Raw genomic sequence first — 23,203 nt, forward strand, 5'->3', positions numbered from 1 at the left:
TAAGAATATAACAAATAATTTATGAAAGCACATTTATTTTCAAAGATGTCCCAAGGACTATTGTTGTTATCAGCTTTGCTGGCAACAAGTTGCAAGGAAAGTAGCAATAACTTTTTTGTTCCCGACCATGAAGCCCCTTCTTTGGTGTCTGTAACTCCTGCAAATGGTGAAACGGCCGAAGAAAACAATACGATTCTGCTTACTTTTAACGAGTATGTGAAAGCGGGAGAAGGGAAAGCGAATTTTAATGGCGAGGAAGTGGAGTTGACTTTCAAAGGTAAAACAGCGTCTTACGCTTATACTGCTTTGGACTATAATCAGGCCTGTCAGTTCAGCCTCCCCAAAGGTGCAGTCATAGACTTTCAGGGAAATGTATTCGAAGGTGTCAGTATTCAGTTTACAATCAGAGAACGTCCTCAACCGGAAGCACGCATATTTGATGCGGTGGTCAGTCCTGACGGAAAAGGAAACTATACCAGTATACAGAAAGCAATAGATAATGTCCCCTCGAAAAGAACAGAACCCTGGCTCATTTTCGTGGCGAACGGAACGTATGAAGAACAAATTATTATTCCTGAAGACAAACCGTATATTCATCTCATCGGACAGGATGTGGATAAGACAATTGTCAAGTTACGAATTAACAGCTCAACCGAAGCCAGTGCGACTGATCCGGATGTGTGGAAGTACTCTTATAAGAACTTAGGAAAAACGGAAGCTGCTATGGTATCAGTGAAAGCTACGGATTTTTACGCAGAGAATATATCTTTTGTAAACGGATATGGCAAAGAATTACAGAAAGGTCCTATGGCATTGGCAATGTATACCCAGAATGACCGCAACTCATTCAATAATTGCAAATTCCTCTCGTACCAAGACACCTGGCAGACCGGGCCTAAATCGGATAACGGCAGACTGTATGCACAGAATTGCTGGATTGAAGGAGCCGTTGATTACTTCTATGGAAACGGGAATTGCTTTCTCGAACATTGCACCTTTTATAATATGAGGGATGGCGCAATTATTGTTGCTCCTTCTCATAAAGTAGGAACACGTTGGGGATATGTGTTGAATAATTGCATTGTGGATGGAAATGAATTGGCTGATACAGAAAGTGTCAAGTTGGGGCGTCCCTGGCATAATTCTCCGATAGCTGTATATCTCAATACGATTTTTAATATAAAGATAGCTCCGGAAGGATGGACGGATATGGGAGCTATTCCTCAGATGTTTGCTGAATATAACAGTAAGGATAAGGAGGGGAATGCTGTAGATTTAAGCCAGCGTAAAACGCAATATACCTATCAGGATGAACAAGAGAATCCGGTGACAGGCATTTGTCAGGCTGTCCTTACGGCAGGTGAAGCAGCTCGGTATACGTATGAAAACGTTGTTCGTGAGGGCGATAATTGGGACCCGAAGAAATATATGGAACAAATATCCGCACCGGAAAATCTGAAAAGAGAAAACGGAATATTAAGTTGGGATGCTTCAAAATATGCAATTTGTTATTTGGTAATTGCGAACGATGAAACTGTACAAATAACCAAGGAAACGTCTTGTAATGTTGAGGAAGGAAAGACATATCAGGTGAAGGCCGTTAGTGAGTATGGGTCTTTGAGTGAACCTTTAGAAGAGTGATGACAATTAAAACTTTAAAATATGAAAATGATAAGTAAAGTATTCAGTTGTATGTTGGCTTTTTCTTCTCTGTTGGGGAATGTGGAAGGACAAAACATCTATAGAATATGGTATGACAAACCCGCTTCTTATTGGGAAGAAGCGCTCCCGGTTGGTAATGGACGGATTGCAGCAATGGTGTTCGGTAATCCTCAACTGGAACAAATACAGTTGAACGAAGAAACAGTGTCGGCGGGCTCTCCTTACCAGAACTATAATGAAGAAGCAAAAACGGCTTTGCCGGAAATGCGCCGGTTGATTTTTGAAGGAAAGTACGAAGAAGCGCAGAACATGGCGGCAACGAAGATTCTTTCACAAGTGGGGAATGAAATGCCTTACCAGACAGTGGGTCGTCTGAATATCCGTTATCCAGATCACAAAAAAGTAAATAATTACTATCGTGATCTGGATATAAGCAATGCAGTAGCTGTGACTCGCTACGAAGTAGACGGAGTGGAATTTACCGAAGAAACATTTGCATCATTTACCGATCAACTGGTTATCAGGCATATCAAAGCATCCAAACCGGGCACAATCAATTGCGAACTGTTTTTTAATACCCCGATGAGAGATCCGAAACGTAGTATTTATGGAAAGAAAGGTTTGCGGCTGGAAGGTATTACGCATGGCAGCCGTTATTTTTCGGGTAAAGTGCACTATTGTGCCGATTTGGATGTGAAACATAAAGGTGGGAAAGTGATAACTGCCAATGACACGTTGCTTAGCGTTCAAGGAGCCAGTGAACTTACATTGTATATCTCGATGGCGACTAACTTTGTCAACTATAAAGATATATCGGGCGATCCGTATCAACGGAATAAAGCTTATTTGAAAAATGCAGCGAAAGATTATAGTAAAGCGAAAGCCGCTCATATTGCTGCTTATCAGAAACAATTCAATCGTGTAACTTTGGATTTGGGTGAAACTTCCCAAGCCAATAAGTCGATGGATGTACGTATCAAGGAGTTTTCTTCATCCTATGATCCGGCATTGATAGCATTGTATTTCCAGTATGGACGTTACTTATTGATTTCATCTTCACAGCCCGGATGCCAGCCCGCCAACTTGCAGGGCAAATGGAATCATAACCCGGGGCCTCCCTGGAGCTGCAATTATACAACGAATATTAATGCTGAAATGAATTACTGGCCGGCGGAAATCACTAACTTGGCCGAACTTCATAAACCATTCATCCAGATGGTACGTGAATTGAGCGAGAATGGGCGTGAAGCTGCCAGTCGAATGTATGGTTGCCGTGGTTGGGTGTTGCATCATAATACGGATTTGTGGCGTATGACGGGTGCGGTGGACCGTCCTTATTGTGGGACATGGCCTGTGGCTAATGCATGGCTTTGTCAGCATTTATGGGACCGTTATTTGTTTTCCGGTGATAAGAAGTATTTGGAGGAAGTGTATCCGATGATGAAAAGTGCTTCGGAATTCTTTGTCGACTTTCTGGTACGCGACCCGAACACGGGTTATCTGGTTGTCACTCCTTCCAACTCACCCGAGAATTCTCCGCGCTGGATAAAGAAGAAAAGTAATCTTTTTGCAGGAATCACGATGGATAATCAGTTGGTTTTTGATTTATTTTCAAATACATGCGAAGCTGCCAAAGTGCTGAACGCAGATACCGATTTTTGTGATACATTGAAGAATATGCGCCGGCAGTTGCCTCCGATGCAGGTAGGGCAGTACGGACAATTGCAGGAATGGTTTGAAGACTGGGATCATCCTAATGATCGTCACCGGCACATCTCTCATCTTTGGGGACTATATCCCGGTTATCAGATTTCTCCTTATCGTTCTCCGGTACTTTTTGAAGCGGCAAAAAACACATTGATACAACGGGGAGATCCTTCTACCGGTTGGTCAATGGGATGGAAAGTTTGTTTCTGGTCTCGTATGCTTGACGGGGATCATGCTTATCAGTTGATAAAGAATCAGCTGACTTATGTCAGCCCTGAAATACAAAAAGGACAGGGAGGCGGAACGTATCCTAATTTATTCGACGCGCATCCACCTTTCCAGATAGATGGTAACTTCGGTTGCACGGCTGGTATTGCCGAAATGCTGGTGCAAAGTCATGATGGTGCGATTCATCTGTTGCCTTCGTTGCCTTCGGAATGGAAGAGCGGGACAGTGAAAGGGTTGCGTGCCCGGGGAGGTTTTTTGATTGATGAATTGACCTGGAAGGACGGTAAGCTGGTAAAAGCTGTGTTACGTTCGGAAATCGGAGGCAATCTGCGCCTGCGTTCTTACTGGAAATTGGCTGCTGAAGGAGCATCGTTGAAACAGAAGAAGGAAGAAGAAACGAATCCGAACGCATTATTTAAAGTACAGCAAATCTCACGCCCGATGATTAGTGAGAAAGCGCCTTTAAAAGGAGTGGCATTACGTGATACTTATTTGTATGATGTGGATACACGCGAAGGAGAGGTGATTATTGTTACAGTAAAATAAGGCATTCTATATAAAAAGTCCACGCTTTTGCATAAATAATGAGTGGAAAACAGCTGTAAAAGTGTGACTTTTGTAACATTAAAAATGAAACAAATTAATCAAGATAATACTATGGATGTACAAAGACATTTATTTTTGAGAAGATGCTTTGCGTATATATGTTGCTTGCTCTTGTGCTTTATAACGGCGACAACAGTATATGCACAGAAGGTATCTGTGAAAGGAACGGTGGTGGATACCAACGGCGATGCTATTATTGGTGCTAGTGTGAAGGTGTTGAAAAAGTCCTCCGTCGGTACAATTACCGACTTGGATGGAAATTTCACTTTGTCTGTTCCCGAAGATGCAACAAAGTTGGAAATTAGTTTTGTAGGAATGAAATCAGTTGTTGCGACTGTGAAACCAGGAAAACATCTGAAAGTTGTGTTGGAAGAAGACAATCAGACTTTGGACGAAGTGGTAGTGGTAGGATACGGAACCTCACGTCGCGGAGATTTGACCGGTGCGATTTCTTCAGTGAGTGAGAAGGTTTTGAAGGATATTCCGATAACTTCTGCGGCTGCGGCTATTACAGGAAAACTGGCAGGTGTGAATGTAGTGGCTACTGATGGATCGCCCGATGCAACAATCCAGATTACAGTACGTGGCGGTGGTTCTATTACCCAGGACAATTCACCGTTATATATTGTTGACGGTTTTCAGGTGAGTAATATCAATGATATTCCTCCCGGTGATATTCAAAGCATTGATGTTTTGAAAGATGCTTCTTCTACCGCCATCTATGGAGCTAAAGGTGCGAACGGCGTTATTCTTGTTACTACAAAAAGCGGTAAGGCGGGAAAAACAGAAATCTCATTCAATGCTCACTGGGGTGTCAGTAATGTGTATAATCTGACGGGGGTACTTTCACCTTACGAATACTATTGTTATCAGAAAGAACTTGATCCGGGCACCTCTCTGACCAGCAGCATTAATTCGATGTATGGACGTTGGGACGACCGCAATATTTATCGTTCGGTAGAAGGCACGAACTGGCAGGATAAAGTATATGGAAACACCGGATTCAAACAAAGCTATAACGTTGGTATAACAGGAGGAACGGATGCCACATTGCGTTATAATTTGAGTTATACGCGGGATGATGAGAAGTACATTATGCTCAACTCCAATTATGTGAGGGATAACTTGAGTGTGAAGATGGATAAAAAGTTAAGTAATAAATTGAAGTTTGAGTTTTCCAGCCGTCTGACTAGAATGGTGATTGACGGTGCGGGTACCAATGGAGGTAAATTGAGAGATGCCGTTCTTTTCTCGCCAATCAACAGCCTTGCAAGTATAGATGCGGGAGATGCTTTGGGGGGTGAAATTGATTACTCGGATGATGCATTGTTATCATCATTGAATGATCCTGTATATAATACGGTGAATGAGTATAAGAAGCAAAACCAGTTTTCTATGACTTATAATGCCGGATTTAACTGGGAAATTGTTAAAGGATTGACTTATCAGCTGAAAGGTAGTTACGCATACACTTATAATTATACCGATAATGTCTGGTTAAAGAAAACCGGAGAGTCGAGCTCCAATGCCGGTCAGCCCGTAGCCAAACGTACGGATGAGAAAGGTGCACGATGGAACTTGCAGAACATATTGAGTTACCGGTTCTCTCTGAAAAAGAATCACCGCCTTGATCTGATGGCCGGACATGAAATGGTGAGTAATTACAGAAATCAGATGATTGCCTCATCCAAATATTATCCTATGGATTTTACGGCGAGCGAAGTGTTGGCTATGTGGAACTATGGAGAATCCCAACCAACGTATACCACTCTTGGTGAACCTTCCCGTACGGCATCTTACTTCGGTCGTTTAAACTATGCTTTCAAAGACCGGTACATGTTCACTTTTACAGCCCGTGCCGACGGAACGAATGTGTTCGCTCCTGAAAACCGTTGGGGATTTTTCCCGGGTATGGCATTGGCATGGCGCATTTCCCAGGAAAAATTTATGAAGCAGACGGAAGACTGGCTGGATAATCTGAAACTTCGTGTGAGTTACGGGTCAGTTGGTAATGCGCGTGTCAATTCATACTGGAGACAGGATTATAAAATGGAATCTTCTGCCAATAGGCAATATTATCTAAATGAAACAGTACAGAGTGCCCTGAAATTGCAGAACACCTTGCGGAACGAGAATCTGACTTGGGAGACGAAGTTATCCTCTAATGTGGGAATAGATGCCAGCCTCTTTAATAGCCGTTTGAATGTGACGGTTGACTTCTATAATGATATAACGAAAGATTTAATCTTACGCATGGATCTTCCTTCAAATTCAGGATATGAATATCAGTATCAGAATGTAGGCCGCAGCACGAACAGGGGAGTTGAACTTACGCTTAGCGGAACGATTATCAATAGTAAAGATTTCTATCTGGGCGCTAACTTCAATATATCATTCAATAAAAATATAGTGAATAAACTGGATGGAACGGCAACTGTATTGAGTGCGCAATCCAACTGGCGACCGGATATCGGCTCTGATGATTTTCGTGCTATTGTAGGTCAGGCGGTAGGACAGATTTATGGATTCGAAGTAGAGGGCTTTTATTCTGTAGACGACTTTACGTTTGATGAGAATACGAAAAAATGGATACTGAATAAAGGGGTAGTAGACGACAGGGCTTTGTTCTCTAACGACTTGCCTAACTTTGGTCCGGGCTTTATCAAACTGAAAGATCAGAATAATGACGGTGTGATTGACGCGGATAATGACCGTAAAGTGATCGGTAGTGTACAGCCAAAGCATATTGGCGGATTCGGGCTGAATGCTGCATGGAGAGGGTTTGACCTGGCAGCTATGTTCAATTGGTCGTATGGTAATAAAGTATATAATGCCAATAAGATTATGGCATCCACTCATACGAATCGTAGATATAATAATATCAGGGATTTTATGAGCCTGGAAAACCGTTGGTCGATTATTGATCCGGAAACGGGTGCCAATGTAATGTATGGTAATGATGCTAATCCGGAGCGCTTTGTTGAAATCAATTCCAAAGCCTCTATCTGGATGCCTATGATGGGGCGTACGCTTGTGACGGACTGGGCGATTGAAGATGGTTCTTTTTTGCGTTGTAGTAACCTGACGTTAGGGTATACGCTTCCGGTTACTGTGACTCGTAAGCTAGGAGTCAAGAATCTGCGCGTGTATGCTACGGCCAATAACCTATTTTGCTGGACAGCTTATTCCGGACAGGATCCTGAAGTGAGCACACAACGTTCTACCCCTTTGACTCCGGGTGTGGATTATTCTGCATATCCGAAAGCACATTCTTATGTATTTGGTCTTAATGTTACTTTTTAATACTTGAAAAATGAAAATACAGAAACTATTTTTAGCGGTTTTATCCTCCTCTGTGTTATGCACTTCGTGTATGGATAATTTTTTGGATACGGAAAGTCCTTCTATTCCAAGTGATGAGAATCTGTTTAAATCGACAGCTCTGACGGAAGCAGCCCTGATGGGTGTGTATGCGACAATGACGGACACCTATATATATGGTCAGAAACTGTGTGTCAACTGGCAGGGAGCTTCTGACGTGGAGGTTGGCTCGGGTGCGTTTTCTACGGAAAACTATAATTCGACACTTCGTGATGAAGGTGCTGGCAATTTTTATGACGATAATTATAACCGGAATACCAGATGGGACAAACTTTATTATCTGGCAGAATCCGCCACTACTATCGTAGATGGTATACGTCGGTCCCCGTTGATGCAATCTACTTCGGACAAGGCTGCCATGCGTAGATATTTAGGAGAGGCATTAGCACTAAAAGCGTTAGGCTATTTTGAACTGATCCGTTATTGGGGAGATGTGCCATATAAAGAGCATGCGTCTGAAAGCGGATTGGGAAATGTCTATATAGGAAAAGTGGATCGTGATATTGTTTATAATTATATCATAGAGGATTTGAAAGAGGCAATTGAATATCTGCCTTGGATGGGAGAAGAATCATATACGGTAGAACGCATGAATAAAGGTTTTGCCAAAGGACTGCTGGCAAAAGTAGCGCTATTTGCCGGAGGATGGTCTGTACGGGATGGAAATCAGTTTCCGGACTTGGATGTGGAACATCATCCGACCATTCCGGAAATGAACGGATATTTCGTCGGTCGCCCTAAGAATTGGAAAGATTATTATGAGCTGGCTGCCAAACAGTGTGCGGAGATTTTGGGAGCGACTGATAATCCTCATGAGCTTGATCCCAGTTATGAGAATATTTGGTCTACTGTCAATCATCTGGAATACAACAAGTATAATGAAAACCTGTTTGAAGTCGCTTTTGGTGAAGGACAGAATGGAGATGTGGGGGCCACGATGGGATACAACCTGAACAGAGGGGTTTTTAATACCACCCAAGGTATGGGAGGGGCAGGATATGCGGCTACTACTGCTTACTATTTTTATTCATTTGATCCGGCAGACACCCGTCGGGATGTTACTTGTGTTTTCCAGGAATATATCAATGAGAATGGAAAAAATAAGGAAGTTATTCGCTGTAACCCATTAGGAGTGGCTTGTGGTAAATGGCGTTGGTATTGGATGACTGATAATTATATGAAAGTCCGTTTCCCGAAAGCTAATTCACGTATTGCTACTGGTATCAACTGGATTTTGATGCGATATTCAGATATTTACCTGATGTTTGCGGAGGCTCAAAATGTATTGACAGGGCCGGATGCAGTTAGTCCGATTGCCGGTATGTCTCCCCGACAGGCTTTGGAAAAGGTTCGTGAAAGAGCATTTGGTACTGGTGCTCCCGAAATCACGCAGTATGACGCGGATTTCTTCACGGCTATTGTCAATGAACGGGCATGGGAGTTTGGTTGTGAATCTATTCGTCGTCAGGATTTGACACGTTGGGGATTGTTGGCGGAGAAAATAGAAGAGATGAAAATAGGTCTTTGTATGTTGTATGACTACAAGCCGGTGACTATTTTCGGGAAGACTTATCAAGTGGATGAAATACCGAGAAAAATCTATTATAAATATGAAGACTCTGATAATCCGGAATACATTGATATGTCGTCCGTTAATTTCAATGAGGACATGGGAACCGGTACTGCTTCTGCATCAAAAGGACAGTATGAGTGCAACTGGATCAGCATGCAGGTGACATTGAATAAGGATGGTGATATAAATGCAACCCTGAATACTAATTATGTGAAAACAATGGCTAGAATATTGGTTTGCGGTACAGGGCTGAATGCGTCTTACGACTATTCGAATTTGTTTGGCAGGCTGAACTGGGGCGGTGAAGCCGAAGCGGAGTTCCGTAAATATTCTGTTGGTAATGGAGTGTGTAATTATCGCCATGTATTCGCTATTTATTATGAGGATGTCAATAAGACGCAAGGGTATGTTTCTAATTCGTATGGTTATAAATAATTAATGGCAGGAAAAAATGAAAAGACTAGTTAATAGATTATCCGGAGCATGCCTGTATGTACTATTGGCTTTGATAGTGGGTATGTCTTCCTGTGAGGACGATGCCAATGACTGGACAGTTAATAAGAACTATGATGCTTTGTTCCGTCCGTTGACGTTCGATAAGTCGGCTACCGATGCGACTTCGGTTACATTAAGATATTCGCAGATTGTGAATGCAAAAGTCTATATTTTTGAGTTTTATACGGACAGCTTGGAGTTTAATGCGGAAAATTATGTAAGGACAGATACGATTCTGAAAGATACATTGACTGTATTTTCAGAGAGTAATACGCCTATGAGGGTGGAATATCGTACTTTGTTTCAGGAGTTCAACGGTTCTACGCAATATTCTGTTCGTATGAAAGGAGAAGATGCGCAGGGAAAGGCAAGCACTTATGTCAGTGTAGCATTTAAAACTCCGGATGAGCAATTATTTACCGGAGTGGAAGTTACAGCTAATTCCGCAACCTTGATATGGGAAGAAACGAACAGAGTAACTCATCTGACGTTGGCTCAAATGGTGGATACGAAATATGGTGAGGAAAAACAGATTGATTTGACTTCGGAAGATATAGCGGCTTGTTCGAAAACACTCTCCGAATTGGAGAATGGAGCGACCTATCGTGTTCGGATTTATAATAATGATGCATTACGTGGTTCGTATGTATTCAAAACACTTGGATTGGGTGGTAGCGAAATCCTTTTTGTGGAGGCTACGGAAACCGGAGTCATTGATTTAAGTACATTGTTATCTAATTTTGTGAAAGAGAAAGAATGTAGCAATGTAACTGTCCAACTTACTCCGGGGGCGGTGTATAAGGTAAGTGAACTAAAGATTCCGGGATTGGATAATATTTTGTTTACCAGTACGGAAGCTAATGAAAATAATCGTCCACAGCTTATTGTGACTAATAAAATATCATTGGCTTCTCCGATACAGTCTCTGTCATTCGAGTTTGTTTGCCTGAATGGAAATGGCGAGGCCAGTTATATGACGGATTGGAAAAATAGTTCTTATGCCCAGTCTATTTCATTCACAGGCTGTGCTATACAGAACATAAAACGTACGCTTGTACGTATTAGCGATGGAAGTGGTGTGTTCATGACGGATATTACGATCGATAACTGTGTCATATCCGAAGTTGGTACGGACGGATATGGAATGATTAATTTCGGAAAAAATATCGATCAGTTGGAAAAGGTTTCTATAACGAATAGTACATTGATTAATATTGGTGACCAGTTGATGGACGTGAAAGGGGGAATCGGTGATGTGATATTGGAAAATTGTACTTTCTATAATTCTATGGATGCTAAGAAGGAATTGCCTAAGGTTTTCCGTTTCGATAATGCGGCAAGTACTCCGCCTTCTCCGAAATCTGCTACAATGCGGAATTTGATTTTCTCCGGTCCGAACAAAGGAAAGAAAATGAATAGTGGAAATGGTGCTTATGACATTTTGAACTTCTCTGATAATTGTTATATCACTTCCGACCTGCAGGAAGGCAATAACAGGTTTGAAGAAATAACGAGAATAAAACAAAGCTCGGATGACTTGTTCGTTGATCCATTAAACGGTGATTTCCATATTAAACCGGGAGCCGGGTTTGCCGGAACGGGTAATGCTGGTGATCCACGTTGGTATTAATTGATCCTATAATTGTTAGGTATAAAGAATATCATGAAGAATATTGTATTATCAATTTTATTGATGAGTGCCTGTGCAATGATTTATGCACAGGCGGGCTCATCGCCTTATCAGGCTATTGTAGCTGTTGATGGTAGTGGAGATTATAAAACGGTTCAGGAAGCAATCAATGCTGTTCCTGACGGACAGACGAAACCTTGGTTGATTCTGATAAAGAATGGCTTGTATAATGAGCAGGTGATTATCCCTAAGAATAAGCCATACGTACATTTAATAGGCCAGGATAAGGATAAGACCATTATTCATTTAAACTTGAATGTTGGTAGTAAACTGACCGGTAAAGAAATAGGTGGAAAAACAGCTTATTGGGAACACTCGGTTCATAATCCTTCCTCTCCAGTTTATAAATACGAGGGATCGGTAGTGGTGGTAAAAGGAGACCACTTTTATACGGAAAACATTTCGTATGTGAATGACTGGGGAGTTTTATCAGATAATGGTCCGCAGGCTTTGGCTATGAATAGTCAGGCAGATTGTGCTTCCTTTTATAATTGTAAGTTCCGTTCTTTTCAAGATACTTGGATGACTGCCAATAATGATGTCAGTCGGCACTATGTGAAAGATTGCTGGATAGAAGGCGCGGTAGACTATTTTTATGGTAGTGGTGATGTGTTGCTGGAAAACTGTACGCTTTATAATGTACGGAGTGGAGCAGTAATAGTGGCTCCTTCCCATAAAAATGCCAAATATGGTTATGCTTTTCGTAATTGCACTATAGATGGAAACAGTGAAGCGGCTGACGGACGTTTGAAGTTGGGGCGTCCATGGCATAATAATTCGAAGACGGTGTATATCAATACCATCATGCTTATCCCTGTCGCTGATGAAGGATGGACGAATATGGGAACGGTTCCCGGGATTTTTGCCGAATACAATAGTCGTGATGCACAGGGTAATGTGTTGGATTTAAGTAAACGCAAAACGGAATATCAATATAAAGACCGCCAAACCGGTAAGGAAGTATCGGGTACCTGTCAGGCAACTATAACGAAAGAGGAGGCGGACAAATATACGTACGAAAATATGATTCCGGGTAATGATGGCTGGAATCCGCGTATTATGATGGAGAAATTAGGAAGTCCGCGCAGTCTGGTTTATCAGCATGGCACTCTTAAATGGAACCCTGTGAAGAATGCGATCGGATATATTGTATATGATGGAGAACAGATTCTCGGGACGACTACTGATACCTCTTTTCCGGTGTCGAAAGTGAATTATGCTTTGAAGGTATCTGCCGTGAATCAATATGGAACGCAAGGTAAAAAAGGTGTATTGTAATTGAATATAGAAAACTGGTAAGGAAAGGGGAGGTGCTTATGAGGCATCTCCCTTTCTTTCTTTATATTCTGTAGGAGTGACTCCCATGATTTTTTTGAAGCGCCTGCTAAAGTACTTCGGGTCATTGAAACCGGTCATATAAGCAATTTGGGAGAAACTGTATTCACTTTTTTCAATTAGCTGGGCGGCTCGTTTGATGCGCATTTCACATACGAAATCTACCGGAGTCAGCCCAACAATAGATTTTAATTTTCGGTAGAATACCGTACGGCTTAACATTAGTTTGTTGGCGAAGTCGTCGATGGTGATATCTGTATTGTCCATTTGTTCCTCCATAAACGCCATTACTTGTTGCATGAATTGTTCATCGTATGGAGTCACTTGAGGTTGTGAAGGCTCCCACCCATTTATATGATCTTCTTCTTGAGTATGCTCTGACAGTTTCGATAAATATAGCTCTTGTAACTGTTTACGTTGACGGAGCAGCGACAAAATTCTGGTTTTTAAGTACGTAGAGCTGAATGGTTTGGTGATGTAGTCATCGATGCCTTGTTCCAGTCCTGCTATCCGATCATCTAAAGAAGATTTTGCTGATAGTAATATAATAGGAATATGGCAGGTGTTATGATCGGCTTTGATTGCTTTCACCATGTCTAATCCATCCATGACCGGCATCATGACATCACTGATTATCAGATCCGGAATGTACTGCTGTGCATATTTTAATCCTTCTTTTCCATTTGCTGCTTCGAGAACAGTGTAAGTCTCTGACAGGATATTCCATAGGAAATGACGTAATTCATTGTTGTCTTCGACAATAAGAATGGAAGTTTTTTCATCCTCTGCGTCGGTTTTATTTTCATTCTCTGCGTATGCTGCCTTGAAGGATGTACTATCCGAATCTTCTTCAGTAGCTTGTATCGTCGGTGAATTATTGTCACTGTCGGATAAAATAAATTCGGCTTGTTGATCGTCTGCAAATGCTTTTTCTTCCTTAGGAAGTGTGACAATGAATTCACTTCCACTTCCCGGCTCGCTTCTCACTTGGATATTTCCGTGATGTAATTCTATTAATTCGCGTACCAGTGAAAGCCCAATGCCGGATGAGGGCTGCAGGATATTGTATTGTGCCAGTGTTTCAAATCGATAAAATAGGGATTGTTGCTTTTCGGGAGCAATGCCAATGCCTTCATCAGATACGGAGATGGTGACTTGCTCCGAACCTGTTATCATATTTACCGTTACTTTCTTCCCGTTCGGTGTATATTTGAAGGCATTTGAAAGTAGATTGAAGAATATCTTTTCAAATTTGTCACGGTCTACCCATGCGTATATTTTGTCTGTATTAGTTTGAAGTTGGAAATCAATTCTCTTTTCTTTTGCTATAAGGTGGAAGCTTTCCATTATCTTCTGTAATTGGGAAACGAGTTCTGTCTTTTCTACCAACACTTTCATCTTCTTATTTTGGATTTTGCGGAAATCCAGTAGTTGATTAACCAGACGAAGCATACGTTCTGTGTTTTTATGTACCAAATTTAGATGTTCCCGAACTGTCGGAGAGATTGTTTCATGCGCTAGAATTTCTGATACAGGGCTGGATATTAAAGTTAAAGGAGTGCGTAATTCATGTGAAATATCAGTGAAGAAGCGTAATTTGATATTGGATAAATGTTGTTCCAAGTCAACCTGATGCCGCAAACGGTAGATATAGAACAGAATGTATACAATGATAGTAGTGAATAACACGAACATGACAATATAGAATAACCATGCCCAATATGTTTCCCAAAAAGTGGGTAAAACATGAATGGGGAGAATGCGTATATTATCGGTCCATACTCCGTCGCTATTGCTGGAACGGATTTGCAGTTGATATTCTCCGGCAGGTAAATTTATGTATGTTGCAGAGCGGTTATTACCGGCTTCGTTCCATTCTTCTTCCAGACCTTGCAGGCGATAAGCGTATTCGATGGCATCGGGATTTACATAATCAATGGCTGCAAATTGAAAGGTGACATTACGTTCCGAAGGATTTAGTTCCAGTTCTTTTATGTCATCAAGCGCTACATGAAGTTGACTTCCTTGTATTTTGAGTCCGGTAAATACAATAGGAGGTACATAAGAACTTTTTTTCATTTGTTCTGTGTCGATTTCAAGTATCCCTTGATTGGTTCCGAGAACGATTTTCTTTTGACTGGTTAGTGTGGGAACTGCTTCGGTGAGGTTCAGTTCTCTCTGAAAGTAATTACTTCCATAATTCTCAAATGTTCCTTGTTGTGGATTGAATTTGGATATGGTGTTTTCGGAGATTACCCATAATTGTTTTTGAGTATCTTCGAGCATTGAAAGTACCAAATCAGAAGCTAATCCGTCTTTGATTGTATAACTTTTGAATTGTATATCTTCCGTGAGCAGATTTTTAGAGATAACCTGGCTGATTCCTCCGGTGAATGTTATTACATAAGTGTTTTTTCGACTGTCAGTAAATATCTGCATGACATCATTACTGCTAAGGCTGGAATCTACATTAGGGATACGGTTGCTGTGATAGAACTTAATTTCTTCAGGCTGATCGAACTTATTGGAGAATGTAAGTAAACCATTGGTTGTGCCAATCAATAACACTCCGTTGGGGGCTTCTGCGATATGTCTTATTTTGAGTGAAGTAGAAACAGGATAGTTTTTCAGCCGGTTGCCGCTATGGATAAAGTTGGTAGAACCATCAGGTGCTTGTGATAATAGGTTGAGACCACCTCCATAACATGCGATCCATATATTGTCATGGCTATCCTGAATAATACTATAGACACTATTGTTACTTAAACTGTATGTATCTTGTGGCTGATGGACGAATTGTTGTAAAAGATAAGAGTGTTCGTTTTTCTTCTTTAGAAGGATGAGGCCGTCTTTTTTGGTTCCCATCCATATATTTCCTTGTTTATCTTCCATAAAACAGTACACACTTTTTCCGAAAGTAACCTCTTGAGGGGTGATTATGCCCTGTGGAGAAAGGTAGCCTTCTAATGTCCCATCCGGACGGTAAATTCTGACGTTTCCCTTTTTGGAAGCAACCCAGAGACGTTTCTGTTTGTCGGCAAGAAAAGCACGTATTTCCAATCCATTGTCTATGGGACGTATTTTGTATTTATTGGGATAGAAAGATATTTTGTCTACGCCCCGGTCATTGGTAATCCATACATTCTGTTGCCGGTCGGTATAATAATAACGAATAGAGGGGGCAAATAGGGAAGCGGGATTATTTTCATCTGCAAAGTATAGTTTCAGTTGATTACTGTCGCGGTCATAATAGCACAAATGCCCTTTTTGAGGACTCATCCATAGTGTGCCTTCATGGTCTTCAAAGATCATGTACCGGTTGTCGCGTTCATATTGGATTAGGTTTTGTATAGGAGCTGTGAAGTGCTGCTTATCTCCTGTTTTCAGATTTAGCTTTATCACACCGGAGGTATTGGCAAAGATCCAGACTTCTCCGGTTTTGTCCTGATAAAAGAAATGAGCTTCATTGGATGGCTGGGTGGCTGTTTGTATATTAAAATGTTGGAATTTTTTCTTTTCTGTATCGTATGTTATAAATCCGTTGTCAGTTCCTAAGCCGATCTTGTCATTAGAAGGGGAAATGGAAGATATGGAATAGATATCTGTGACAGGACATGGTAGCTCCTGGAATTTTATATTTCCGTTCTTGGGATCATATATTGCGATTTTTCCGGAAGTTGAGATAAGATATATTCTCTTATTATATTCTTTGACCATTTTGAACGGATAATCGCTGTTGATTCGTTTTTTCCCGATGATGGTTACTCCCTTATCTGTCATGATCCATTCGTCCCCGTCGGAATCTTCGTAAATGTCGAATATCTTGTTTCCTTTTAAATTTTGGTTGAAACTGCTGTATAAAATGATATCTTTTCCTTCTTTGCAGGTTTGCTCATTGATTCTGAAAGCATAACCTTGTTCGCAGGTGATCCATGTAATCCCTTTATTTAAGGTATAGATATTGCTGACTATGTTGGTCTGTTGCAGGGATGATTCAATAGGAAGGAGTATGTCAATAAACTTCTCTGTTTGAATATCGAATAGATATGCACGGTTATCATAAGATTTGCACCATATATCTCCGTCTTTGCTTTCTGTAATATAAGAGAAGCGGTTGGTCGTTAACGTACAGCCGTCTCCCGGGAATGCTTTGTAATTTTTAAATGTGTATCCGTCGAATTTGTTCAGTCCATTCCAGGTGGCGAACCAAAGAAATCCTTTTTTGTCTTGCATTATATTCACTACTACTCCTTGCGAAAGGCCACTATTGACAGAGAAGTGTTTAATCTGGCAAAGAGGTTGAGCTGCTACAGTCAGACTGGTGTATAAGCATAAAAGGAAAACATAGAGTGTCTTCATGATATTATAAATTATGTGTAGAGCAAAAATAGATAAAACTGGATTAAAAAGGAAATATAAAACCGTGATTGAACATAAAATGCACGCTTTTGCATATTTAATCCACCTGTCTATCCTCTATCAAGCACAATTATTACCCTATAAGGAGAGAAGATACCTCGTACTTTTGTTTTGACAATTAGAACTGGTAAAATTTTAAATGAAAACTATAAATGAAACGTCTATTTATTTGTGTAGTGGGACTTGTTATAGCCGTAACCGCATGGTCTCGTACCTTTAATATGAAGGAGCTTGGAGCTGATCCCCGAGGTATTGAATCTTGTACGGAGTTAATAAACCAAACGATTGAAAAAGCATCTTCTGAAGGTGGAGGAACTATTTATTTTCCGGCAGGTGTTTATTTGACAGCCACTATCCACATGAAAAGTAATATAACTTTGTATGTGGAGTCCGGAGCTGTTCTTCGTTTTTCAGATCGTTTTGAAGATTATCTTCCTTTTGTGAAGATTCGTTGGGAAGGTACAGTGATGAATACTTTGTCTCCCCTGATTTATGCGCATGATGCGGAGAATTTGACTATAACCGGGCGTGGAACGTTGAACGGTAATGGATTCAAATGGTGGAGCTGGGAGAAAGAAACACGGGAGCTGATTAAAAAGAACGGAGGAAAATTGCCTGCTTTGAATAAACTACAACGAATGTGGGAAGAGGCTAATGAAGATCTGGAAATTTCGGATTATTATAAACCTTCTTTAGAGCGTCGTATGTTTCGGCCTCCTTTTATTCAGTTTTATGAATGTAACAATGTGTTGATAGAGAATGTGAAAATTGTCAATTCTCCTTTTTGGACCATAAATCCGGCTTTTTGTGATAATGTAACAGTGCATGGAGTGACGATATATAACCCTTCAAAAGACCCAAAAGGTCCCAATACGGATGGAATAAACCCTTCTTCTTGCCGGAATGTGCGTATTTCTGATTGTTTTATTAGTGTGGGGGATGATTGTATTACAATTAAATCGGGGCGTGACGCTGATGGACGGAAATATGGAAAGGCATGTGAAAATATAACGATAACTAATTGTGTTATGCTTTCCGGTCATGGAGGGGTAGTTATTGGTAGTGAAATGTCAGGCGGTGTAAGGAGAGTGACAATTTCTAATTGTGTTTTCGATGGTACGGATTCCGGTATTCGCTTGAAATCTTCTCGTGGGAGAGGAGGGGTTGTTGAAGAGCTTCGGGTAGATAATATCGTCATGAAGAATATTCAGCGGAATGCCTTCATCTTTGATTTGTTCTATGATAAAGAATCAAAAGTGGAACCTGTCAGTGAACGGACTCCTGTTTTCCGGAACATTCATTTGAGTAATATCACAGGTTCTGATATCAAGCAAATTGGTTATATTAAAGGGATTGAAGAAATGCCTGTACAAGGTTTGTCCTTTTCAAATATTAATATGAAGGCAGAGGTTGGATTTATAGTTGATATTGCTGAAGATATTCGTTTTGATAATGTGGATTTCTCTTCGCAGACTGGTTCACCGTGGCAATTCAGTAAGTGTAAGCAGATTGTTCTGAATAATGTTAGATCGAAGTATCCTGTAAACCAACAACCGATTGTTACTTTTGAAGATGTCGATAATGCTATTATTAATAATTGTTTTCAGATGACTCCTGTGAAGGATTTTTATAAAGCTAATAACAGTCATATTATTGAAGGACATAATTATTGGAAAAAAGAGAGTTTTAAATAAACAGGAACTATCATATTATTTCTGTTGAATTTTATTGTTGGGTAGATATGAGAAGAACGATATTACATCATCTGTAATATCGTTCTTCTATTGATTAGAGTTGTTTATAATTTACTTCTTATCGTTTTCGCGAATCTCCACCCGGCGGATCTTACCGCTGATTGTCTTAGGTAGCTCTTCTACGAACTCGATCACACGCGGATATTTATAAGGAGCAGTCACTTTCTTCACGTGGTTCTGCAATTCCTTAATCAGTTCTTCTCCGGCACGTGCTTTATAGTCTTTGGATAGAACAATCGTAGCTTTTACTACCTGACCGCGAATCTCGTCGGGTACTCCGGTAATGGCACATTCCACAACAGCCGGATGAGTCATCAACGCACTTTCCACTTCGAATGGGCCGATGCGGTAACCGGAACTCTTGATTACGTCGTCTGCGCGACCGACAAACCAAAGGTAGCCGTCCTCGTCTTTCCAGGCAACATCGCCGGTGTAATAAATACCATCGTGCCAAGCTTCGTGAGTGCGTTCCGCATCCCGGTAGTATTCTTTGAAAAGTCCGAGAGGTTTACCTTTGCTGGTGCGGATTACAATTTGTCCTTGCTCACCCGCTTCAACAGAGCGGCCTTCATGGTCGATCAAGTCTACATCATATTGAGGATTCGGAAGCCCCATGCTTCCCGGTTTCGGTTCCATCCAAGGCATGGTGGCGATGGTAAGGGTTGTTTCTGTTTGTCCGAAACCTTCCATCAGTTTGATACCCGTCAGTTTCTTGAAAGTTTCAAATACGGCGGGGTTCAATGCTTCTCCGGCAATGGTGCAGTATTTTAGTGAAGATAAGTCGAACTTTGTCAGGTCTTCGTGAATCAAGAACCGGAAGATGGTAGGAGGCGCACAGAGAGAGGTGACATGGTATTCCTGGATTTTTTCCAGAATAGCTGCCGGGGTAAACTTCTCGTGGTCGTAGACGAAGATATTGGCTCCGGCAATCCATTGTCCGTAGAGTTTTCCCCATACCGCTTTTCCCCAGCCGGTATCGGCAATGGTGAGGTGAAGACTGTTCTCGTCCAGGTTGTGCCAAAAACTACCGGTAACGATATGACCTAACGGATAAGTAAAGTCATGTGCCACCATCTTAGGTTCGCCGGTAGTGCCGGAGGTAAAATACATCAGAGAGATGTCATCATTAGTATTCGCATGGCGCGGACGTACAAATGGAGCAGCATTTTCGATACCCTGATGGAAATCTTCGAAGCCTTCCGGGATTTCCGGACCGACACTGACTAACTTTTCAACCGTGGGACATTCGGGAAGAGCATCTTTGATATGTTGCAGGATGATTCCTTCGCCGGCAGCTACGATCATTTTGATGTCGGCAGCGTTGCAGCGATAGATAATATCCTTCTTGGTCAGCAAGTGAGTAGCCGGAATAACGGTTGCTCCTAGTTTGTGAAGAGCGATGGTGCTATACCAGAACTCATAACGGCGTTTCAGAATCAGCATCACCATGTCGCCACGGCCGATACCCAGGCTCTGGAAGTAAGAGGCGGTCATGTCCGTAGAGCGTTTCATGTCGGCAAATGAGAATTGGCGACTTTCGCCTTTGTCATTTGTCCAGAGTAAAGCGTTCTTGTCAGGTTGTTCGGCAGCCCAGGCGTCTACTACGTCATAGCCGAAGTTGAAGTTCTCCGGGACGTTTATTTTCAAGTTTTTGATAAAATCCTCTTGTGAACTGAAAGAGGTCTGTGATAAAAATCTTTCTACCATGATGTTATTACATAATTACTGCCAGAAAACGTACTGTTTTGCCATCGAGCGCTTTCATGCCATGTGGAAGTTTAGAGTTAAAATAGATACTGTCGCCTTGGTTGAGGATGATTTCTTTGCCTTCGATGTTGATAAGCATACGTCCTTCGATGACAAGGTTGAATTCTTGTCCGTTATGTTGGTTATAATGGATTGGTTCGTCGTTTGCTTTCGGTTCAACAGTGACGATGAACGGATCGGCGGTACGGTTCATGAATCCTGAAGCCAGTGATTGGTATTTATAAGCTTTGGTACGTTCGATGCTGACTCCTTTGCCGGCACGGGTCACGAAGTAGCTGCTCATTTTAGGCTCTTCACCAAACATCAGGGCGTCGAGAGCTATATTATACGTGCGGGCTATTTTTTGTAACATGCTGACAGAGATATCGTAGTCTCCGGTTTCTGCAAGTCGGTATTCTTCGGCAGAGATGTCGCTGTCGCGGGCGATATCCTCTGCGGTCAGTTCCAGTACATCACGTAATCCGCGGAGGCGTTCTGCGATCTGTTTAATTTGTTCATTCATACAAGTGGTTCGTATTTTTATGATTAATAATTCTATGGTATTATTTGGAGGCTTTCATGGCTTTGATGATAGCGGAGGTGAATCCGTTGTGTTCCAGTTCATTGATCCCCTTGATTGTGATTCCGCCCGGAGTGGTGACCTTGTCGATTTCTACGCTGGGGTGGGTGTCGTTGTTCTGAATCAGTGCGGCTGCTCCTTTTAAGGATTGTGCTATCATTTGCATGGCATCTTTGGGACGAAGTCCCATTTCGATTCCGGCTTGCATGGCTGCCTGAACGTATTTCAATACGTAAGCGATACCGCAGGAGGTCAATGCGGTGGCTGCCGCTATTTTATCTTCGGGAATAAGCATCACTGTTCCCATCTCGCTGAACAACCGGAGGATGAATTTGTCCTGTTCATCGTTCGTATTGCGGGCGGCAACAAGCGTCATACTTTCCAGTTCGCTGATAGCGGTGTTCGGAATCAGGCGGAACATGGCCATTTCCGGTGCTACGACATAATGAGCCAGTTCTTCAAAACTGATGCCGGCAGCTACGGAGATGAGTATCTGTTTGCTTTTCAGTTTCAATTCGCGCATCACCGGTTCCATAAACCACGGTTTGACAGCAAGGATGACAATATCTGCTCCTGTGGCAGCTTCCACATTGCTGTTGGTGATAGAGATACCCGGAAATTCCTTTTTCAGTTTCTCTAGTTTTCCGGCACTCGGATTGGACACAATGATGTCCGAATCGTCTATCAGACTTCCTTTTGCCAGGCCACGGGCTATTGAACCGCCCATGTTTCCTGCACCGATAATGGCTATTTTCATATACGCTTATTTTTAATGAGTTGTTAAAGGCAAAGGTAGCAGTTAATTACGAAAAAACAAAAAGCAGCCGGAATAAGAAATAAATTTCTAATAAAGGCTGCTTTTATCGTTGGCTGTTTATTAATCAAATGAGCGATTAGAGTACTTTCTTGAACCGGGCAAGGAAGTCTTCTGCTTCCTCCATAGTAAGACAGAGAGGAGGTAACAGGCGAAGTACATTCGTACCGCTTGCTCCGGTAAATACATGCTCGTCATAGATGAGGCGGCTACGTAGTTCTTTGATGGGTTCTTCGAATTCGAGTCCGATCATGAGTCCGCGTCCGCGTACCTCTTTTATTTGCGGGAATTTCTTCAGTTCTTCCAGTAAGTAGTTACCTACTACCTTTGCGTTTTCTATCAGATTTTCTTGCTCAATGACGTCCATCACAGCGAGTGCTGCCGAGCATGCCAGATGGTTTCCGCCGAAGGTAGTTCCCAATTGACCATATACCGGTTTAAACATCGGGCTGATCAGGACACCTGCCATCGGGAAACCGTTGCCGATACCTTTGGCTACAGTGATGATGTCCGGCTTGATGTCATTATATTGATGGGCGAAGAATTTACCGCTACGTCCGTATCCGCTCTGAATTTCATCGAGAATCAGGATCGTTCCTGTTTCGCTGCAAGCTTTGCGGAGTTCTTGCATAAATTCGGTGGTCGGTATCTTGATACCGCCTACCCCTTGTATTCCTTCAATGATAACAGCGCATGTGTCTCCTTTAGACAGTTCCTGCTTCATCGCTTCCATATCGTTGAGCGGGAGATAGGTGACATGACCGTTATTGTTGATAGGGGCGATAATGGAAGGATTGTGAGTCGCTTCTACCGCCAGAGATGTCCGTCCGTGAAATGCCTTATTGAAAGATACGATTTTGGTACGTCCGTTATAGAAGGAAGCCAGCTTCAAAGCGTTTTCGTTCGCTTCGGCTCCACTGTTAATCAGGAACAGGCTGTAGTCTTCGTAACCGGAAATCTTGCCCAGTCGTTCGGCTACCTCTTGTTGGAGTTTGTTGATGACGGAGTTTGAGTAGAAACCAAGTTTAGCCACCTGGTTACTTATCATTGCTGTATAGTGAGGGTGTGCATGTCCGATAGAGATAACGGCATGACCTCCGTAGAGATCCAGATATTCCGTTCCGTTCTCATCCCATACCTTGCAACCGTCGCCCTTGACAATGTTGATGTTATATAAAGGATATACGTCGAATAATTTCATAATTCTTTGTTT

Annotated in this window: 12 protein-coding genes; 7 read left to right on the forward strand and 5 right to left on the reverse strand. The window is 41.8% G+C overall.

Annotation, left to right across the window (positions count from 1 at the left end):
• The first annotated feature begins 21 nt into the window (after positions 1-21).
• The 6 genes from HMPREF9010_RS09880 (at position 22) to HMPREF9010_RS09855 (ending at position 12,620) form a co-directional block, all read left to right on the forward strand.
• Positions 22-1,641 (forward strand): pectinesterase family protein, encoded by a 1,620-nt coding sequence (locus tag HMPREF9010_RS09880; RefSeq protein WP_008649661.1) that lies wholly within the window; start codon positions 22-24, stop codon positions 1,639-1,641.
• A 21-nt stretch (positions 1,642-1,662) separates the two neighbouring features.
• Positions 1,663-4,143 carry a glycosyl hydrolase family 95 catalytic domain-containing protein gene (locus tag HMPREF9010_RS09875; RefSeq protein WP_008649662.1) on the forward strand — a complete coding sequence of 827 codons (2,481 nt, stop codon included), beginning with the start codon at positions 1,663-1,665 and terminating at the stop codon, positions 4,141-4,143.
• Positions 4,144-4,254: 111 nt separating this feature from the next.
• Positions 4,255-7,506, forward strand: a complete 3,252-nt coding sequence (locus tag HMPREF9010_RS09870) for a SusC/RagA family TonB-linked outer membrane protein (protein WP_050428289.1) — start codon at positions 4,255-4,257, stop codon at positions 7,504-7,506.
• A gap of 10 nt (positions 7,507-7,516) precedes the next feature.
• Positions 7,517-9,592: a RagB/SusD family nutrient uptake outer membrane protein gene (locus HMPREF9010_RS09865; RefSeq protein WP_004322178.1), complete on the forward strand. Its 2,076-nt coding sequence runs from the start codon at positions 7,517-7,519 to the stop codon at positions 9,590-9,592.
• Between the two features lie 16 nt (positions 9,593-9,608).
• Complete coding sequence (locus tag HMPREF9010_RS09860; protein WP_008649664.1) at positions 9,609-11,282, forward strand: DUF5123 domain-containing protein; 1,674 nt, start codon at positions 9,609-9,611, stop codon at positions 11,280-11,282.
• Between the two features lie 33 nt (positions 11,283-11,315).
• The gene (locus HMPREF9010_RS09855) at positions 11,316-12,620 is read left to right on the forward strand and encodes a pectinesterase family protein (RefSeq protein ID WP_008649665.1); all 1,305 of its coding nucleotides are present in this window, start codon (positions 11,316-11,318) and stop codon (positions 12,618-12,620) included.
• 36 nt (positions 12,621-12,656) lie between these two features.
• Here HMPREF9010_RS09855 and HMPREF9010_RS09850 read toward each other — a convergent pair whose 3' ends face one another.
• Positions 12,657-17,036: a two-component regulator propeller domain-containing protein gene (locus HMPREF9010_RS09850; protein ID WP_008649666.1), complete on the reverse strand. Its 4,380-nt coding sequence runs from the start codon at positions 17,034-17,036 to the stop codon at positions 12,657-12,659.
• A 212-nt stretch (positions 17,037-17,248) separates the two neighbouring features.
• On the opposite strand from HMPREF9010_RS09850, the gene HMPREF9010_RS09845 reads away from it, so the two are divergent.
• Positions 17,249-18,790, forward strand: a complete 1,542-nt coding sequence (locus HMPREF9010_RS09845; protein ID WP_004299837.1) for a glycoside hydrolase family 28 protein — start codon at positions 17,249-17,251, stop codon at positions 18,788-18,790.
• A gap of 111 nt (positions 18,791-18,901) precedes the next feature.
• Here HMPREF9010_RS09845 and HMPREF9010_RS09840 read toward each other — a convergent pair whose 3' ends face one another.
• From HMPREF9010_RS09840 to HMPREF9010_RS09825, 4 genes are all read right to left on the reverse strand, one after another.
• Complete coding sequence (locus HMPREF9010_RS09840) at positions 18,902-20,557, reverse strand: AMP-binding protein (protein WP_008645207.1); 1,656 nt, start codon at positions 20,555-20,557, stop codon at positions 18,902-18,904.
• Positions 20,558-20,564: 7 nt separating this feature from the next.
• A complete protein-coding gene (locus HMPREF9010_RS09835) occupies positions 20,565-21,119 on the reverse strand; it encodes a helix-turn-helix domain-containing protein (protein ID WP_004313803.1) in 555 nt (184 codons plus the stop codon).
• 40 nt (positions 21,120-21,159) lie between these two features.
• Positions 21,160-21,933: a pyrroline-5-carboxylate reductase gene (gene proC, locus HMPREF9010_RS09830; protein ID WP_004310476.1), complete on the reverse strand. Its 774-nt coding sequence runs from the start codon at positions 21,931-21,933 to the stop codon at positions 21,160-21,162.
• A 136-nt stretch (positions 21,934-22,069) separates the two neighbouring features.
• A complete protein-coding gene (locus HMPREF9010_RS09825; protein ID WP_008649668.1) occupies positions 22,070-23,191 on the reverse strand; it encodes an aspartate aminotransferase family protein in 1,122 nt (373 codons plus the stop codon).
• Positions 23,192-23,203: the final 12 nt, after the last annotated feature.

It is taken from the genome of Bacteroides sp. 3_1_23 (genome assembly GCF_000162555.1).
GTDB lineage: Bacteria > Bacteroidota > Bacteroidia > Bacteroidales > Bacteroidaceae > Bacteroides > Bacteroides ovatus.

What these genes read in the sequence shown, in the direction of transcription:
- HMPREF9010_RS09870 (WP_050428289.1), top strand. Translation starts at nt 4,255, where the DNA reads ATGGATGTACAAAGACATTTATTTTTGAGAAGATGCTTTGCGTATATA.
- HMPREF9010_RS09860 (WP_008649664.1), top strand. Translation starts at nt 9,609, where the DNA reads ATGAAAAGACTAGTTAATAGATTATCCGGAGCATGCCTGTATGTACTA.
- HMPREF9010_RS09845 (WP_004299837.1), top strand. Translation starts at nt 17,249, where the DNA reads ATGAAACGTCTATTTATTTGTGTAGTGGGACTTGTTATAGCCGTAACC.
- HMPREF9010_RS09875 (WP_008649662.1), top strand. Translation starts at nt 1,663, where the DNA reads ATGAAAATGATAAGTAAAGTATTCAGTTGTATGTTGGCTTTTTCTTCT.
- HMPREF9010_RS09840 (WP_008645207.1), bottom strand. Translation starts at nt 20,557, where the DNA reads ATGGTAGAAAGATTTTTATCACAGACCTCTTTCAGTTCACAAGAGGAT.
- HMPREF9010_RS09880 (WP_008649661.1), top strand. Translation starts at nt 22, where the DNA reads ATGAAAGCACATTTATTTTCAAAGATGTCCCAAGGACTATTGTTGTTA.
- HMPREF9010_RS09850 (WP_008649666.1), bottom strand. Translation starts at nt 17,036, where the DNA reads ATGAAGACACTCTATGTTTTCCTTTTATGCTTATACACCAGTCTGACT.
- HMPREF9010_RS09825 (WP_008649668.1), bottom strand. Translation starts at nt 23,191, where the DNA reads ATGAAATTATTCGACGTATATCCTTTATATAACATCAACATTGTCAAG.
- HMPREF9010_RS09855 (WP_008649665.1), top strand. Translation starts at nt 11,316, where the DNA reads ATGAAGAATATTGTATTATCAATTTTATTGATGAGTGCCTGTGCAATG.
- proC (WP_004310476.1), bottom strand. Translation starts at nt 21,933, where the DNA reads ATGAAAATAGCCATTATCGGTGCAGGAAACATGGGCGGTTCAATAGCC.
- HMPREF9010_RS09835 (WP_004313803.1), bottom strand. Translation starts at nt 21,119, where the DNA reads ATGAATGAACAAATTAAACAGATCGCAGAACGCCTCCGCGGATTACGT.
- HMPREF9010_RS09865 (WP_004322178.1), top strand. Translation starts at nt 7,517, where the DNA reads ATGAAAATACAGAAACTATTTTTAGCGGTTTTATCCTCCTCTGTGTTA.